This is a genomic window from Salirhabdus euzebyi, from assembly GCF_014207435.1.
In the GTDB taxonomy this organism is placed as follows: Bacteria; Bacillota; Bacilli; order Bacillales; family Alkalibacillaceae; genus Salirhabdus; species Salirhabdus euzebyi.
Genome location: NZ_JACHGH010000010.1, coordinates 20831 through 39264, shown reverse-complemented (window position 1 = coordinate 39264; position 18434 = coordinate 20831). Strand labels below are relative to the sequence as shown.

The 18434-nt window shown below is 32.8% G+C and carries 16 protein-coding genes; all 16 read right to left on the bottom strand.

What is annotated here, in order from left to right; translation table 11 throughout:
- Nucleotides 1-5: 5 nt before the first annotated feature.
- Nucleotides 6-1700 (bottom strand): asparagine synthase-related protein, encoded by a 1695-nt coding sequence (locus tag HNQ94_RS14910; protein ID WP_174496937.1) that lies wholly within the window; start codon nucleotides 1698-1700, stop codon nucleotides 6-8.
- 48 nt (nucleotides 1701-1748) lie between these two features.
- Nucleotides 1749-3056, bottom strand: coding sequence for a capsular polysaccharide export protein, LipB/KpsS family (locus HNQ94_RS14905; protein ID WP_174496936.1), 1308 nt, complete (start codon nucleotides 3054-3056; stop codon nucleotides 1749-1751).
- Between the two features lie 37 nt (nucleotides 3057-3093).
- Nucleotides 3094-3780: an acylneuraminate cytidylyltransferase family protein gene (locus HNQ94_RS14900; RefSeq protein ID WP_174496935.1), complete on the bottom strand. Its 687-nt coding sequence runs from the start codon at nucleotides 3778-3780 to the stop codon at nucleotides 3094-3096.
- A gap of 20 nt (nucleotides 3781-3800) precedes the next feature.
- The gene (locus tag HNQ94_RS14895; protein WP_174496934.1) at nucleotides 3801-4850 is read right to left on the bottom strand and encodes an N-acetylneuraminate synthase family protein; all 1050 of its coding nucleotides are present in this window, start codon (nucleotides 4848-4850) and stop codon (nucleotides 3801-3803) included.
- Nucleotides 4851-4854: 4 nt separating this feature from the next.
- Nucleotides 4855-5709 (bottom strand): glycosyltransferase, encoded by an 855-nt coding sequence (locus HNQ94_RS14890; RefSeq protein WP_174496933.1) that lies wholly within the window; start codon nucleotides 5707-5709, stop codon nucleotides 4855-4857.
- A 98-nt stretch (nucleotides 5710-5807) separates the two neighbouring features.
- Complete coding sequence (locus HNQ94_RS14885) at nucleotides 5808-6866, bottom strand: nucleotidyltransferase family protein (protein WP_174496932.1); 1059 nt, start codon at nucleotides 6864-6866, stop codon at nucleotides 5808-5810.
- Nucleotides 6859-8049: a LegC family aminotransferase gene (locus HNQ94_RS14880; RefSeq protein ID WP_174496931.1), complete on the bottom strand. Its 1191-nt coding sequence runs from the start codon at nucleotides 8047-8049 to the stop codon at nucleotides 6859-6861. The genes HNQ94_RS14885 and HNQ94_RS14880 overlap by 8 nt, the downstream gene beginning before the upstream one ends.
- A 12-nt stretch (nucleotides 8050-8061) precedes the next feature.
- On the bottom strand, nucleotides 8062-9042 hold the full coding sequence (locus HNQ94_RS14875; protein ID WP_174496930.1) for an NAD-dependent 4,6-dehydratase LegB: 981 nt from the start codon (nucleotides 9040-9042) through the stop codon (nucleotides 8062-8064).
- 133 nt (nucleotides 9043-9175) lie between these two features.
- Complete coding sequence (gene fcl / locus HNQ94_RS14870) at nucleotides 9176-10108, bottom strand: GDP-L-fucose synthase (protein WP_174496929.1); 933 nt, start codon at nucleotides 10106-10108, stop codon at nucleotides 9176-9178.
- A gap of 12 nt (nucleotides 10109-10120) precedes the next feature.
- Nucleotides 10121-11200 carry a GDP-mannose 4,6-dehydratase gene (gmd, locus tag HNQ94_RS14865; protein ID WP_174496928.1) on the bottom strand — a complete coding sequence of 360 codons (1080 nt, stop codon included), beginning with the start codon at nucleotides 11198-11200 and terminating at the stop codon, nucleotides 10121-10123.
- A gap of 1 nt (nucleotide 11201) precedes the next feature.
- Nucleotides 11202-12368, bottom strand: a complete 1167-nt coding sequence (locus tag HNQ94_RS14860) for a glycosyltransferase family 4 protein (RefSeq protein ID WP_174496927.1) — start codon at nucleotides 12366-12368, stop codon at nucleotides 11202-11204.
- Nucleotides 12369-12468: 100 nt separating this feature from the next.
- Complete coding sequence (locus HNQ94_RS14855) at nucleotides 12469-13101, bottom strand: sugar transferase (RefSeq protein WP_221452588.1); 633 nt, start codon at nucleotides 13099-13101, stop codon at nucleotides 12469-12471.
- On the bottom strand, nucleotides 13101-14231 hold the full coding sequence (locus HNQ94_RS14850; protein ID WP_174496926.1) for a DegT/DnrJ/EryC1/StrS family aminotransferase: 1131 nt from the start codon (nucleotides 14229-14231) through the stop codon (nucleotides 13101-13103). Before HNQ94_RS14850 ends, HNQ94_RS14855 begins: the two co-directional genes overlap by 1 nt.
- A 555-nt stretch (nucleotides 14232-14786) precedes the next feature.
- The gene (locus HNQ94_RS14845; RefSeq protein ID WP_246200032.1) at nucleotides 14787-15167 is read right to left on the bottom strand and encodes a type II secretion system protein; all 381 of its coding nucleotides are present in this window, start codon (nucleotides 15165-15167) and stop codon (nucleotides 14787-14789) included.
- A gap of 32 nt (nucleotides 15168-15199) precedes the next feature.
- A complete protein-coding gene (locus HNQ94_RS14840; protein WP_174496925.1) occupies nucleotides 15200-17026 on the bottom strand; it encodes a polysaccharide biosynthesis protein in 1827 nt (608 codons plus the stop codon).
- A gap of 42 nt (nucleotides 17027-17068) precedes the next feature.
- Nucleotides 17069-17947 carry a UTP--glucose-1-phosphate uridylyltransferase GalU gene (gene galU, locus HNQ94_RS14835; RefSeq protein ID WP_174496924.1) on the bottom strand — a complete coding sequence of 293 codons (879 nt, stop codon included), beginning with the start codon at nucleotides 17945-17947 and terminating at the stop codon, nucleotides 17069-17071.
- Between the last annotated feature and the right edge of the window lie 487 nt (nucleotides 17948-18434).

Sequence of the window (18434 nt, the reverse complement as noted above, 5' to 3'; positions counted from 1 at the left end):
TTTACCTATTCTCTGATTTCTACATTAAGTTCGTTTAGGGTACTCCAAATTTTATGTTTCCAATAATTAATTAGGTTTATTCGTAAATATTGTACATTGGTAAAGCTTTTATGTTTAATGGTATCTTTATTAATTTCCTTTAATTGTCTACCAAATACAGTTGTATTTAATATTTGATTTGCAGCGTAATGAGCATCATAGTTTTGATTATGTTCTTTTGTAAGTTCATTTTCTGTTCTTAGGTTGAAATCCATTACACTTTTCCCATATACAGTAGAAAACTCATTAGTATATTTATACATAAACCTCTTTGGTTTTAAAACATCTTTTATGGTTGTTCTTAGACTTCTTAAAATAGGAATCATAATTTCTGATGAATAGGGTAAAATTGTGGTTAAGTTATTCTTCATATTAGTTTGAAAAACAACTTCAGATTCCCCACTTGATAAATATCCTTCAACCTTTTGTTTAAATAACTCGTTTCTTACACTTTGTAATGTAATACTAGAATCCTTTATGTCTCCTTGAATACTTTTCTTATCCAAATTCGTAAAAATTGTATTATCATATGATGTATTAAAGTTTTGAATAAACTCATACACATCTTTAGGTGGTTTATACCCCGTTCTTTTTAAGGTACTATACAATTTTGCTCCAGAAACCCCAATAGCTTTTTGTATAAGCGTATTTACTAGAAAACCGCCTTCAACTTTATCTAAAGCGGATATATACATATCACTGAGAAAATACCTTCTAAACAACGAAGTCATACCTGGTATTGAAAAATCTAGCTTGCCTGTTGGCCCTAAATTATATAGGTTATCAAGATTTTGTCCGCACCAAGAATTTACAATACCATCATTTTTCATCGCTGAACCTAAAGCCAAAAAGTTTAAAGATATGTGAACAGTTAGTGGCATTTCACTAATGATATAATCAAGTTCATTTAATTCAAGATTTTTAAAATTTAATTCAGGAACATTATGTGTAACTCCAATATCATTAGAAAATTGTGCTGCTAATTTAACATCTAGTAAGTTACCAATACTAATAGGTGACTGCTTAATCGTATAAGTATTAATTTCTTGATTATTAGCTCCTAAAATCAGTGCGATAAGTCTAGAGTCAACACCTCCACTTAGCATTACTCCATGTTTTTGTTCTGAAGAAGAATTATATAAAATAGCAGAATTAAGGCGTTTTTTAAATATTTGATACTTTTCGTGATCACTTAACCCTTCAAAATTCTCAGAGTCATTAATATAATTACCAGTTATATTATGATTGTCAATTTTGTATATATTTCTAGGTAAGAGTCTTCCAATTTCTTTAAACCATGTCTTTCCAGGAGGAAAGTACCCTTTATTCATAAAAAAACCAAAAGATTCGATATCTTTAGATACCACTTTCAGACTGGCGCATATTTCAAAAAAATTATCACTTAAAATTATTTGGTCTCCCTTTTCAACAAAGTAAACTTCACCACTATAACATGCAGGAACGACTATATATTTAAGGCTATTATTTTCTAATCTAAAATATGGTCTGTCAAACTGATAAAGTCCTTTCTCAAATAACTCATAAACTGGATTATTAATTGGTTTATTGACTATTTCATGGTTACTAATTTTAAATATCTGTGGATTATTTAAATTAGAACAAGATATCAACTCCGCTATCTTATTAATTACTAGGTACATTTTTGATCAACCCACTTTATTATCAAATTAATTTAAAAGATATACTTTTTAAATAGATAAGATATTACATTCCTCAATATAATACTTTAAGTATTTAGAGATTCCTTCAAGGTCACTGTTCATAATCTTTTTATTGTTTATAAGTTTTGCAGGAATTAGGCCTTGTAATAATTCCTTGATAAATAATTTTTCATCATACTCTGTAACCACTTTCTGAACATCAGTAGAACTTAAATAAGGTGTAATACTAATATTGGGGTGAAGATCACTATAATAATTACTAGTTTTCGAGAAAACTTTCTTTCCTCTAATTAAAGCCTCCACTCCTACTGATCCTGTGTACACATAAATATTATCAACCTTGTTTAATAACAAGTTACTATTTTCATATGGATGTACAAGTTGCACATTCGGGAAACTTACCAATTTCTCATAAAACGCTAGCTCTCTTTTCATATACATAGCTGGGTGCTCTTTAATAATAAAATTAAGTTTATGTGATGATTTACAAATTAAATCGATAATTGAGTCCTCATAGAATGCACATAAGGGGTCTTCACACCAATAATCTACAGTTGCTTCCGGTGTAAAATGTAAAGGTATATATATTGAATCTCTATCAATATTAACATCATTTAGTTTTTTAAATTCAAAATCAGTATTCTTATTTATAAAGTCATTTAGATTTTTGTTTTTAAAAGTAAACGTATTATAGTGGTAATTGTATTTATCACTTTTAATGTGCTTAAGTAATGAGAAGTAGTTTTCTTTTACTTTCTCCCTATAATAGTACTTGATTCCTAGTAAACGAGACTGTTCTTTATTGATATCAAAATTGGGTTTATAATCTTCTTTGGTTATTTTTGAAAGAACTGTTGAAATTTCTTCTTTACTAACATCCCGTCTTAAGTTTGTTAATTCTCCTCTAGCGGAAAATCTTGAGTATCCATTAATGAAATGTCCAACAAGGCTAATAAATTTAACATTTTTTTTTTGAGCAACTCTTTCTATTATATCTAATGTGTAATTATCAATAAGTTGTCCAATAAAGATTTTAAATTTATATTTTTCAAATAAGGTTTGGATACTTTCAGTCATCTTGCTTATAAGATTAAATGAAATATCAATTGGTAACGATCTTAAAAATCTACATCTAATGTATATATCCATCATTTCCTTGTTATCAAATAAACAGTTATTACAATCCTTCCCATTAAATAGGGAGTCACCAACCCAATACTGTGCCACCCCCTTGAATTCGGATATAGATATAATCTGATCTTTCGGAAATGTCTTTTCGGAAAGTTTTGTATAAAAGGTACCGTTCCAAGGTCTTAAATATACGCCTACATTCATACTATCTATGTTCTCCTCTCAATACGAAGGCAAATAGCTAATTATTAGATTTTAATAGTATCTCAGCTAACATAAAATCCATCCTATTATCAATATCAACTGAAAATTCTCTTCCCATAACATAGGGATAGGTTCGATCTGTATAATAGGTAGTATGTTCTTTGAGAACATTATATTTCATAATAAAAATAGCCCCATTAGGAATATATGACCTTTCATATTCCTGCCTATTTAATTTATTATTATTACTTAAAAAGAAGTCTATCAAAAGACCATGCTGATTAATCTTTTTATACCAATCAGGCGGATGTTCGGCTTCAACAACAGAGATGACAGAATCAGCATTATTTTGATAAAAAATTTCTGCCGCATTATCAATGTCTATAGCCCTTCTTAACGGAGATGTTGGCTGAAGTACCATAAAGTCTTCATTATGAATTTCTGAATCTTTATTTAACATTTCTAGAGTAAATAGATAAACATCTCTAGCTTTTGCGGCATCAGTTGCTAAATGGGGCGGCCTTAAAAATGGTACTTCGGCACCGTACATTTCCCCTATATCAGCAATTTCTTGATCATCTGTAGATAAAATAATTCTATCTATATATTTAGATTCTTTAGCTGCCTTTATTGTATAATATATTAAAGGTTTACCATTAAGTGGTTTTATATTTTTACGTGGTAGCCCCTTAGATCCTCCTCTAGCAGGAATAATTGCTATCAAAGTTTTCCCCCCTACATTAATTAGAAATCACTTATCTTAATGATTTCATCAAATTGAATATTTCTTTTTGCTCTTTTACCAATAATAAAGTCTTTATATTTCGGCTCAATACCTGTTCCTGGTCTTTTAAACTCAAGATCTTCCTCTGTGATAATCTCTCCTTCTTTTATATCTCTCGTTGTTACAATACTTCTTCGAAATGCATCTTTACGTTCTTGAGACTCATTTACATACTTGTAATAGCTCCCCAGCATTTTATATGCATTTTTGCATTCCCGTACCATTATCTCTAGTTCATTAGGATCTGCGGAAACTTTATGATCCCAACCCTCCATATTTTTATCAAGTGTAAAATGCTTTTCTATCAAACATGTTCCTTTGGCTATGGAAAGAATTGGTGCTGTAACTCCAATGGTGTGGTCTGAATATCCAGTTGGAAGATTATATAGATTTCTCAACATGTCAATATTATTTAAGTTTACCTCTTCATTCTTAGGCGGATATATAGACACGCAATGTAATATCACTATTTTGTCATTCCCTGCAGAAATAATTGTTCTTACAGCTTCATCTACCTCTGCAATAGTGCTTAATCCAGTCGAAAGTATTATTGGTTTCCCTTTTCGTGCCATATAATCTAGAAAAGGAAGATTATTCAAATCCATTGAAGCTACCTTTATAAATTCAACATCTAGCTCATCTACTAAGAAATCAACTTCAGCATTTGAAAAAGGAGTTGAAGAAAAAGTTACGCCAACCTTATCACAATACTCTTTTAGTTCTTTCTGCTCTTCCTTGCCAATGCTATAGGCTTCAATAATTGATTCCAAAGTATGATCAGAACGATTTCTATAATCGTCTGCTAAAAAATAATTATCTTGATAAACTTTTTTACTATTTATTGAGCTTTTTGACCAAGATTGAAACTTAACAGCATCAACCCCTTTTTCTTTTGCAATATCTATCATCTTCTTAGCTAATCCTATATCTCCATTATGATTTGCACCAATTTCTGCAATTATATATGGCTCTGAAAAGTTTTTAATTTCTTTCCCGTTAAATTTAATCATAATATTACTCCACTCCAATTTTTTCTAGATTTAATTTTCCCCACCAATAATCGTTATCATAATCTACATAGTCCATAATATTTATCTCAAAACTTTCAATAGAATGTTTTAACCTTTGATAATTATTAAGTTTTTCATTAAAAATAATGCTTTTATTGCTCAAAGAATGATAATGGCGAACCTTTACTTCTATTTCTTTCATTAAATCTTGAAGAGTATTTTCGCTTTTTCCAGCTACATTTAATGAGTGTAATCTATAGAAAGTCTTTCCATTTTTTATTTTTTTCCCCTTTAGACCCAAAAGCAACAACAAAGAATAAAGGTACCAATCAAAAATGGTATTTGAACACTGGTTTAAATCACATATTATTTTTTGGTTAACTAGGTTTAAATTTAGCGCTGAGTTAGATAGGCCAACATAATTTGATTCTAGAATACTATCGATATTTTGTGTAATATCTGGTAACTCAGAAAAAAACTTATTATTAAACTCTAAACTATAAAGATCATTATAAAAAAAGCCAAAATCTTCGTTAAATTCCATCATTATCGATGCTATTCTATCCTCTGAAAACACATCATCAAAATCACCAAAAATGATTATGTCATAATTTTTACTTTTAGCTATTTGTATTAGCTCTACTCTTAGTTCATGTGGCTTCAATCCATTTGTACCTTGATAAATCTTTGGCGTTACTTTTAAATTATCAGTTATAAAATCTAATTTATTTTTAGACAAGTTATCGTTAAGAAGAAGAAGATCAAAATCATTGTAGGTCTGCTGATTTAGAGATTTAATATATTCTAAAGAATAATCAAAACCCTCCTCATAAATAACTGTTCCAAAAGCAACATTCATCTTCATAAACCACCCTGCACAGAAATTATAAATTATAGTAAAAAATAGATATATTAAAGATTTATTTCCACTTCTAATTCATTATCAACTTTCTCTAATTACTTTACACCTAATTTCTTGATCATGTTATCCATTTCATCAAACTGCCCCATGTCTAACCAAGAATCTTCACTTACCGGATAAGTCCCAACTTTGTAACCTTTAGCAATACATAAATCAATAAGTTCTGTAATATGGAAAAATTGATTTTCTGGTATATAATCTAGTAAATCTGGTTCTACTATATACATGCCTGTATTTATCAAATGAGTATATTCTGGCTTTTCCTGAGTTTCCTTGATAATTCCAGAGTCATCTAAGTCAACAATCCCATACGGGATTTTGAAATTTTTTAGGGAAGTAATCATAGTGATTTTATTTTCATTCTTTTGATGGAAATTGTAAATATCAGAATAATTAGCATCAATTAAAATGTCACAGTTACTGATAAAGAATGGTGTAATTAGTTCTCCCCTTAATAAAGAAAGACTACCACCAGTTCCAAGTGGTTTTTCTTCTTCTATAAATTCGATGTCGTACTCTTTTTCAATATCAGCGAAATAAGATCTTATCATATTCTTCTTATAATTAATGGTCATATAAAAATTCTTAGCGCCAAAATCAACAAATCGATTTATAATTCTTTCCACAATTGGTGTATCACCTATCGGAAATAGAGGTTTTGGTAGAACCTTAGTATAAGGATATAATCTCGTACCCTTACCACCTGCCATGATTACTACAGGAATATCTATATCCCCATACATTTTAAATGCACCATTAACTTCTTTATTCCAAAAAACAACATTAACTACATTATTCTGTCGGTCAACAACAGGTATGGCATCAATAAATTTATCCTTCATTATGTCTAGTGCACTTTCTTCATCCCCTACATTAACTACTATCGGACTTGTATTCATAATATAAGATACTTCATTTCTTAAGTTCCCATTTTTAAGTATCCATCTTCTAACATCTCCGTCAGTAATTACTCCCATTAACTTGTTTTCTTCATTCGCTACAATTAATATCTTCTTTGAAGTTACATCCATTTTTTTTATTGCTTCAATTACTGACATATTTTCATTAATTGTAATTTGTTTTACATCAAACATTTTGATCACTCCTTGCATGTAAAGAAGCTAATATGTCTGTCACAGTACTTATATCCTCTTCGCTTAGATTAGTACTACATGGCAAATTTATTATGGAATGCAAATAATGGTTTGCTTTCTGAATTTGATAAGATTGATTGTTAATATAAGGCTTTTGTTTGTGAATCAAGCCCCATATCGGACGAGTTTGTACCCCTTTTTCTTGTAGGTATAGCATTATTTCATCTCTTCCTAATCCAAATCTTTTAGAATCAATAACGAATGAATAAAACCAGTAATTAGGTCTCGTACCTCTATTAAATTCGATTACTTCTATTCCATCTATATTCTTTATTTTTTCTTTATAATGAAAGTAATTTTTTTCCTTGATTGAAATGAACTTTTCAAGTTGTTCAAGTTGAGCCAATCCAATTGCAGCTTGTACATTTGTCATTCTATAGTTATAGCCTACTTCATCATGTATATAAAACAATCCATCATCCTTAGCTTGAGTCGATAAGTATCTTCCTTTGGTAACTAACTCCCTATCAGTACCAACTAACATACCACCTCCACCGGTAGTAATGATCTTATTTCCATTAAATGAAAAAACACCAAAATCTCCAATAGTCCCAGCATAACTATTTTTATATTCTCCTTCAGTGTAAAAGCTTCCTAACGCCTCAGTTGCATCCTCTATTACTTTTAAACCATACTTTTTTGCTAATTTAATAACCTGGACCATGTTTATCAAATTACCAAAAATATGAACTACAACTATTGCTTTTATCACTTTTCCTGTTGAAAGATTAATTAGTTTATTATTCTTTATCTCACATTCCCGCTCAAAAAAGTCAGTTAATTTATCTAAATCCAAATTCAATGTGTCATCACAATCCATAAAAACAGGATCCGCACCACAGTATCTTACTGGATTAACAGCTGCAATAAATGTCAATGTAGGAACAATTACTTCGTCTCCATAGCCTACTCCACTCAATCTTAAGGCTAAATGTAGTCCTGCAGTACCACTTTGACAAGCTACAGCTTGTTCAACATTAAGGTATTCTGCTATCCTTTCTTCAAACTTATCTATATAACCACCACCAGTAGATACCCACTCTGTTTCAATAGCATGAGTTACATATTCTAATTCTCTTCCCTTTAAATTTGGTACAGAAAGAGGAATAAATTTTTGATTCATTAGTTCCCCCTCCTAAATGTTATAAATATCTACTTTATATTTATCTAAATTATGTTTAAAAAAATCAATCGTTTCAGATAACCCATGTTCAAAAGAATATTCAGGTTTCCAATTTGTTAATTTTTTTATTTTTTCATTAGACCCAAGTAATCTGTTAACTTCACTATTTTCAGGTCTTAACCTTTGTTCATCACAAACTATCCTTGCGTTTGGATTAATTTGTCTAATCAGTTCTTCTGCGAGTTGACCTATTGATATCTCTTGTTGTGTAGCGATATTAATTTCTTCGCCAATTGTATTTTCAGACTTTGCTATCTCGATAAAGCCATTAGCAGTATCTTTCACAAAGTTAAAATCCCTTGTTGGAGTTAGTGATCCAAGTTCAATCTCTTCTTTTCCTGCAAGTAGCTGAGTGATAATTGTTGGAATTACAGCCCTTGCTGATTGACGTGGACCATAAGTATTAAATGGTCTTACTATTGAGATGGGCATATTAAAACTTTTATAAAAAGACTCAGCTAAACGATCTGCACCAATCTTAGTAGCAGAATAAGGAGACTGTCCTTGATATGGGTGATTTTCATCAATAGGTACATACTGAGCTGTTCCATAAACTTCTGATGTAGAGGTTATCAACAATCTAGCAGTGCCCAAATCTCTCGCAGCTTGTAACACATTTAAAGTCCCTTTAATATTAGTATCTACATAAGTATCTGGAGAGTGATAGCTAAACGGTATAGCAATAAGCGCTGCTAAATGGTATACCTCATCCATCCCCTTCATAGATTCTTTTACACCATTAGGGTCCCTTATATCCCCTGTAAACACTTCAATTTCTTTTAATGTTTCTTTTGGTAGAGTGTCTAACCAACCCCAAGTATTGAACGAATTATAATATGCAAAGGCTTTGACCTTATATCCTTCCTCTACTAACCTCTCTGTTAAATGGCTTCCGATAAAACCATCCGCCCCAGTAACTAACACTGATTTCATAAAATACTCCTCCTATATTTTTAGAAAAATGTTTAACCCTTTCTATCGGTAATTCTTTCATTACGATAAAATCAACATCTGTTCTCTGTAATTTTCATTATGGTTCCAACAGTTTTTTTCAACAAGAATAAACCTAATTATTTTTTTGTTCAAGATACCATTGGTAAACCTTTTCTATTCCTGCATTTAGCTTTGTATTAAATACCCACCCGGTACTTTGTAATAAACTAACATCTAACAATTTCCTTGGGGTGCCATCAGGTTTTGTTAAGTCGTTTACAATATCCCCTTTGAATCCTACAATATTTTTAATCATTTCGGCTAGTTCTCCAATTTCTATATCTTCACCAGTTCCAATATTCACATGCATTTCGTCACTATAGTCTTTCATTATGTGAAGACAAGCATCCGCTAAATCATCAACATATAAGAATTCACGCCTTGGTTTTCCTGTCCCCCATATAACTACTTCTTTTTGATTGTTAATTTTCGCCTCGTGAAATTTTCTTATAAGTGCAGGTAAAACATGAGAAGTCTCTAAGTCAAAGTTATCATTAATTCCATAAAGATTTGTAGGCATAGCTGAAATAAAATCACAACCATATTGCTTTCTATAAAACCTGCATAGCTCTATCCCACTAATCTTTGCAATTGCATAAGCCTCATTTGTAGGTTCTAACGATCCTGTAAGTAAATACTCTTCTTTTATTGGCTGAGGTGCCATTTTGGGATAAATACAAGACGACCCTAAAAACAATAATTTTTTCACATTGTACTTATAAGCGCTATGAATCACATTTGACTCTATCATCAAGTTATTATAAAGAAACTCTGCAGGATAGGTGTTATTAGCATGTATGCCACCAACTTTAGCGGCTGCTAAAAATACGTAGTCTGGTTTTTGTTTCTTAAAGAAACTTTCAACTTCTTCTTGGCGAATAAGATTTAACTCTTCTGATGTCCTTTTAATGATATTTGTAAACCCATTCTCTTCAAGGGTTCGTACAATTGCTGAGCCAACCATTCCTCTATGACCAGCAACATAAATCTTAGCATCCTTATTCATAAAAACACGCCCCTAATCGAATTCTCTTCTAATTCTCTCTTCACGCTCAACAAGCTTCATGTCACTTCGGACCATAATTTTCACTAACTCTTCAAAGCTAGTTCTTGTTGGATTCCATCCTAATTGTGTCTTTGCTTTTGTAGGATCACCTAATAATTGCTCTACTTCTGTCGGCCTAAAATATTTAGGGTCAACTTCAACTAAAATTTTTCCAGTTTCTTTATCAATACCTTTTTCCTCGATACCTTTGCCTTGCCATTCTATTTCAATTCCAGCTTCTTTAAATGCTAAGGTTGTAAATTCTCTTACTGTATGCATTTCACCTGTTGCAATAACAAAATCTTCTGGTCTATCATGTTGTAGCATAAGCCACATGCATTCAACGTAATCTTTTGCATAACCCCAGTCACGCCTTGCATCTAAGTTACCGAGGTATAGCTTTTCCTGTGTACCTTTTTGAATCCTTGCAGCAGCAAGTGTTATTTTCCTTGTCACAAAGGTCTCACCACGTCTTTCTGACTCATGGTTAAATAAAATTCCATTAACAGCAAACATATTATAAGCTTCACGATAATTTTTTGTAATCCAAAAACCATAAAGTTTTGCTACACCATAAGGACTCCTTGGGTAAAAAGGTGTAGTTTCACTTTGGGGCACTTCTACTACTTTTCCATACAATTCAGAAGTAGATGCTTGATAAATTTTGGTTCTATCTTCATAACCTAAAAACCTTACTGCTTCAAGTAATCTTAAAGTACCAATTCCATCTGTATCAGCAGTATATTCGGGTACTTCAAATGATACTTTAACATGAGACATAGCAGCTAAATTATAAATTTCATCTGGCTGTATCTCTCGAATTAGCCTTATTAAATTAGTAGAATCCGTCATGTCACCATAATGTAATTGAACCTTTCTTTTAATCTTCATATCTTTTAAAAGTTCATCTATATATAAATGTTCTATTCTTTCAGTATTAAAAGATGAGCTCCTTCTAATTACGCCATGTACTTCATAGCCTTTTTCTATTAAGAACTCCGCCAAGAAGGATCCATCTTGTCCAGTTATACCAGTAATCAATGCTTTTTTCATGTTATTTTTCTCCTTTACCTATACCTTCGAAAAGCACACCGTACTTTTCTTTTATTTTTTCAAAACTATACTCTTCAACTGCTACTTCCCTTGCATTTTTCTTATAATTTTCAAGTAACTCTTTATCTTCATACAGCTTTCTAATTGTACGTGCCAAATCGTTTGGATCATTAGACGAAACATACTCTCCAACACCATGTTCAATAATTAAATTACTTAAGTCATCATTCCCACTACATATACCTACTATAGGGAGTCCACAACTCATCATGTCATATGTTTTACTTGGCATAAACAGATGAGCTAGCTTATTTTCTTGTGATACTATTCCAATATCTCCGCTAGCCATTGAATATGGGAAAATATCCAATGGTTGTAACCCGTATAATTTTATATTTTGAGAATCAACATTTTTCATGTGATCCTGAACTATTTTATAGCCTGGACCATTCCCTATAAACACAAATTGAATATCACTGATTTCCTTTAATTTTTCTGCTGCTTCTAATATTAGCGGAATATTATGTCCATATCCCATTTTCCCTGAATAGAGAACTACAAATTTATCAATAAGTTGCTGTTCTTTAATAAATAAGTTTTTATTCTTTTCAACAGGCATTAATTGTTTTGTATTAGCAGGGATGGGGATAACAGATATATCAATTGGACTTTTAAGATGCTTATTTATACTTTTAGCCATTACATCTCCAATTGTAATCATGCGATCAATTTTTTTGTAAATTCTATTATTCACAAGATGCCATAGCTTACAAATTACCTTAACAATTTTCGCCTCAAAATTTTCCTCTATTATTTGTGGATATATATCCCAATTCATATATATAAAAGGTATTGAAAACCTCTTTTTGATCTTGTAACCGATATAAGAATTAATTGGAGGGTTTGAAGTAGCAAATATTAAGTCAAATTTATTATTTCCACCCCTTTTTATCCATTTATTCAAAAACATATTAAAGCTTAACCAACTTTGTATCCTACTAACAATACTCTTAGGATTATGCATTGGAGATTTAATTATCTCCACATTATGAATTTCATTTATTTCACTACCTGTTATGAGAGTTATTTTACTTTTCTTGGGTAATGAATCACATATAATCCTTAAATATTTTCTATCAATTGCCTGTGACAAAATTAAGACATTCATTTTTTGTACTCTCCATTTATAAAAAGTTCTTTTTCTTTGATCTCTTTTTAAATTATTATTTATAATCTTTATATCACTACCTTCAAATTGTGAGATGATTTCATTTATATAAATCTCCTTTAAAGGGTTCCATTGTTGCTGCAGTCTCTGAGTTAATTCCTTCCCTGACAAAAACCTTTTTAATAGTAGAAAAAATGATTTTCCAATCATTCATAAAACTAACATTATCAACGTAATTCACATCTAGATTAAACTTATCTTCCCAGCTAATAGCATTCCTACCACTTACCTGAGCCAAACCAGAAAGACCTGGCCTTACTTCATGACGCCTCTTTTGATGCTCATTATAAAGAGGGAGGTACTTTACCAATAAAGGCCTTGGACCTATAATTGACATATCTCCCTTAAGAATATTAAAAAGTTCCGGGAGTTCGTCAAGCGATGTAGAACGTAAGAACCTTCCGAACTTCGTCAATCTCACACTGTCAGGAAGTAACTCTCCATTCTCATCCCTTTCGTCTGTCATTGTACGAAATTTATACATCATAAAAATCTTCTCATTAAACCCTGGCCTTTGTTGTTTAAACAAAACTGGACCACCTAACTTAACTCTGACAAGAATAGCTATTATTAACAAAACCGGACTTAGCACTATAATTGCAATTAAAGAAAGTATGAAGTCCATTGGTCTTTTAAAGAACTTTTTATAGATGCCACCTTTAGACTCTTTCATTACTTCAACCACAACCTTTTTATAATCTTAACAACCCTTTCCAAATCCTCATTAGTCATCTTAGTATCAGAAGGTAAACACATACCATTCCCAAATAATTTCTCTGAAACGTCCGTCCCAACAAAATCATACTTCTCAAAGAAAGGTTGCAAATGCATTGGTTTCCAAATTGGCCTTGATTCAATATTCTCTTTTTCAAGAGCCTCCATAACATCAATCGGTCTAACCTGGCCACTTAGTGTCATTGAACTCAACCAATAGTTTGGTTCATCCCAATCATTTACAGGCATGAACTCAACACCGTCATGAACACCGAGTTCTCGTTTGTAAAATTCGAATATATATTTCTTCTTTTCTACTCTTTGCTCTAACACCTTAAGTTGTCCGCGACCAATCCCAGCAACAACATTACTCATTCGGTAATTAAAACCTAGTTCGCTATGTTGATAATGCCTTGCTTGATCTCTAGATTGAGTAGCCCAGAATCTAACTTTAGCCACTTTCTCTTCATTATTTGAAACTAACATCCCACCACCAGAGGTAGTAATAATTTTGTTTCCATTAAACGAGAAGATACCATAATCACCAAACGTGCCAGTGTGTTGACCCTTGTAGTAACCACCTAGTGACTCAGCTGCATCTTCAATAACAGCAACATTATGTTTCCTACAAACCTCCATAATTTTATCCATATCTGCCGAAAGGCCATAAAGATGAACAACAATAACTGCCTTTACTTCTGGATACTTCTCAAAAGCTTCTTCCAATGCTTTAGGGCACATATTCCATGTTTCATAATTACTATCTATAAAAACAGGAGTTGCACTTTGATATATGATTGGATTAGCAGTTGCCGAGAAAGTTAGTGTAGGACAGAAAACAATATCTCCTTCTCCAACACCAGCTGCTCTTAATGCTAAATGAATAGCAGCTGTTCCAGAAGAAAGTGCTGCAGCTGCTTTAGAACCAACCTTTTCTGCTAGTTCTTTTTCAAATCCATTTACATTTTCTCCAAGTGGAGATATCCAGTTTGTATCAAAAGCTTCCTTAATATATTGCATTTCATAACCTTCATCACTCATATGTGGTGAAGAGAGGAATATTCTTTCGTTTACTTTTGTCAACTCCATCTTCTAGACTTCCTTCCATTGTTTAGTTAATTTTTTAGTAGACTAGGACTTAATTGGAATCTTCAAAACTATCACTCCAACCAACTACTAAACCACTAAAATGTTATCTATATCCGATAGCCACCTCGTAATATCTATTCAATCTACCAACCAAATACGAATTAGATATTCTTGCATTTATCACCCAAAACCGAGTTTCTTCCTATTATATATACCATTCAATCAATCTATAATTCTAACTAATAACGCCTCAATCCCTTATCCCGCAAGGTTTCTAACGTTCAATCTAAGCATGATAGTCAGTTCCTTAACTCCATTCAATATTTTCCATATTTTAAGTTACCGAAAAGCCCGTCAAATCAACGTTTTTCAAAAACAAAATCACCGATTTTAGCAATTTTATCTTTATATACTAACAAAATGGTACTATGTTATATAGATAAATTCCATATATTGTATAATTACTCTATTTCCTACTGATTCCAACACAATATGTTGTGGTTATCTATTAACCATTCTGACTTCCACTTCATCATTTAATCCCTAACAAACCACTTATAAATACGGCACACTTCCACCACCGTCATCTTCCTCATCATCAACTTCCGTACTACAATGCACTTTTCCTTCACCATAACTAACAGCACAATCATTCTCACACAATTCTCCATCATAGCTGCGCATAAATTGTTCAAAAACAACCTCTGTGTGCTCAACACTTTTAAGGACCAAATACGACTCGTAACTTCTTTCGAGTATTATTATATTTGTTTGGCAGACTTCTTCCTTTGATTTTTCAATTATATTAGAGACTAAAGGAATGGAAATGGCTGCTAAGATGCCTATAATAACAATAACAGCCATAATTTCTATTAAGGTTAATCCCGCTTCTTTATTTTTCATTTCGAATACCCCAGAGTTTTTAGGAAGAAGCATATTCCTATACTCCTTCCATTTTTCAGATAATTCTATTCTACCAAACTATACCGATCAATTTCCCTATTATTCGCCAAACCAATTACATAATCTTTCAAATAAACCTCATCAAACCCAGTATAATTCTCCAACAGATACTCCACCTGATCAAACTCACCATCTAATGCCTTCCCAATAAATATCTTCGGAAAAACAGGCTTCGGATGTACTTCATTATCCCCAAGTAATTCCTCATACATCTTTTCTCCAGGGCGTATTCCAGTATATTTAATTCCGATTTCTTCAACTGAATAGCCAGAAAGTTTAATTAAATTTTGTGCCAAATCTACTATTTTAATAGGTTCACCCATATCCAAAACAAAGATTTCCCCACCTCTTGCTAAAGATCCAGCCTGCATAACTAGCCTTGAAGCCTCAGGGATGGTCATGAAATATCGTGTAATGTCAGGATGAGTCACTGTTACAGGACCTCCCGCTTGGATCTGCTTTTTGAAAAGTGGAATGACACTTCCACGACTTCCTAGTACATTCCCAAACCGTACCGCAACGAACTTCGTCTCACTTTGTTTGGCAAGCTTCTGAATAACCATTTCCGCAATTCGTTTCGTTGATCCCATCACATTCGTTGGGTTCACGGCTTTATCAGATGAGACAAGCACAAATGTACCAACCTTATACGTGTCAGCTGCTTCTGCTACATTCTTCGTCCCAATAACATTGTTCTTCACCGCTTCTTTCGGATTATACTCCATTAACGGAACATGCTTATGAGCTGCAGCATGGTAGACAACATCTGGCTTGTACGTATCCATTATCTCAAATATTCTCTCTCTATCTTGAACATCCGCAATAATAGGAATGATTTCAAATGTTTCTGTATACCTCCCTCTTAATTCCATATCAATTAAATAGATAGAATTTTCACCGTGACCGAGAAGTAAGATCTTCTTAGGATTAAACTTCGCTACTTGCCGACATATTTCTGAACCTATAGAACCCCCGGCCCCTGTAACAAGTATCGTCTTGCCCGTTAATTTTTCAGAAATAGACTCTATATCTAACTCTACTGGCTCTCGACCAAGCAAATCTTCTACTTCTACATTTTTTAACTGACTTACCGAAACCTTCCCAGTTATTAAATCCTCTATTTTCGGAATCATTTGCACTTTTGCATTCGTGCCCGTACAAATGGAGACTACTTCCTGTAGTTTTCCATTTCTTAAAGATGGAATAGCAATAACGATATGTTCAATTTGCATGTTTTCTACTACATGCGAGATATCCTTAACCGCACCTACAACCGGAAGCTCATACAAGTGCATGTTATGTTTTGTATGGTCATCGTCTACGAAAGCAACTGGGTATAGATCTGTGTTTTGCTTTTCATTTTTTAATTGTCTTGCAATCATTGCACCTGCTGCCCCAGCACCTACAATTAATGTTCGTTTTTGTTGATCATTTTGAGCAATGTAACGGTCACGATAAATCCTCCATAAAAAGCGTGATCCACCAATTAATATGATATGTAGCATCCACGTTACAACTAGAGCTCTTCTAGAAACCGTAAAATTATTGAATAAAAATTGAATAATTCCTGCAGAGAAAACGGATAAACTAACAGCCTTTACGATTGCTACTAGTTCGCCTACACTCGCATATGCCCATACTTTATTGTATAGCTTGTAATATATGGCAAATAAATGATGAAAGGCTAGTAGAGCAACTGCACTTAAGACAATAGCATCCACATCCACAAAAACCGCATAGGGGCGAACAACCCAATACGCAACAAAAATGGCCGTACTCACAATAATAGAATCTAATAACATAAGTAGCGTTAGCCGGGTACGATATGTCATCTCATTCACATCCTTCCACGACCGAATCATTCTCTATGTCGGTCAGTTTTTCACTTCGGATAATAATAATTCTTTCAACATTTCGCGAACTTCTTTGCCGATTTCTTCATTTTGTAAAGCAAGCTCTACTGTCGTTCTTACAAAGCCGAGCTTCTCCCCAACATCATATCGTTTCCCTTCAAAATCATACGCATATACTTTTTGGAGATCGTTCAACTTTTGAATGGCGTCCGTTAATTGTACTTCTCCACCAGCACCTTTTTCTTGTTCATCTAAGAAAGTAAAGATTTCTGGTGTTAAGACGTAACGTCCCATAATAGCTAGATTCGATGGAGCCGTTCCTTGTTCTGGCTTTTCTACGAAGTTGCTCACCATATAGCGTCGACCTTCTTGTGTGCTAGGGTCTACAATTCCGTAACGATGGGTTTCGTTATCCGGTACAGTCTGTACACCTACTACAGAGCTACCTGTTTGTTCATATTGGCTAATTAATTGACGAAGACCTGGTGTATCTGCTTGTACAATATCGTCACCTAGTAATACAGCAAAAGGTTCATCGCCGATAAACTTGCGCGCACACCATACTGCATGACCAAGTCCTAATGGCTCTTTTTGTCGGATATAATGAATGTCTACTTGCGCAGGCTGCTTTGCTTTTTCTAGCAAATCAAATTTCCCTTTTTTCATTAAGTTATCTTCTAACTCGAAGTTGTTATCGAAGTGATCCTTTATCGCACGTTTTCCTTTTCCCGTTACGATAATAATGTCTTCAATTCCAGATTCTATTGCTTCTTCTACTATGTATTGAATAGTAGGTTTATCTACTATTGGTAGCATTTCTTTCGGCATTGCTTTTGTTGCTGGTAGAAATCGAGTACCCAATCCAGCAGCTGGTATAATAGCTTTTCTTACCTTTTTCATTTGTATTAATCCTCCCTATATATCCTTCTATTAAATAGTCCATGAAAAAGCACGCATTCATGGTCTTTCATGGACTATCTACAATTAAATCAATTTTTTTCAACAAATTTTGCAGAATATGGAAAAAATAAAAAGCTGGGCATTTAACCCACCCTCACACCATTCCACTGCGGACGAGCGCTAAGGTAAAGAATCCTTTACCCACAGAATAGCCGAGTACCCCCATTGATAAAGGTAAGGAGATATTACCTGAAAATTTCAACTAATTAGTTTTAATATAAAATATTTATCATACAACTACAATGGAACTATTTGTAAAAAAGAGTGGTAAAAAAGAGGATACCCAATGAATTAAGTGCGTAAAAAACACTATAACCCATTGGGTATCCTCGATCATTGCATATAGTCTCCTAACTTTTTACACACAAATATTCTCTTTTCGATTCAGAATATATTTAAGTTAGGATTCTATATATTTTTTTAGATG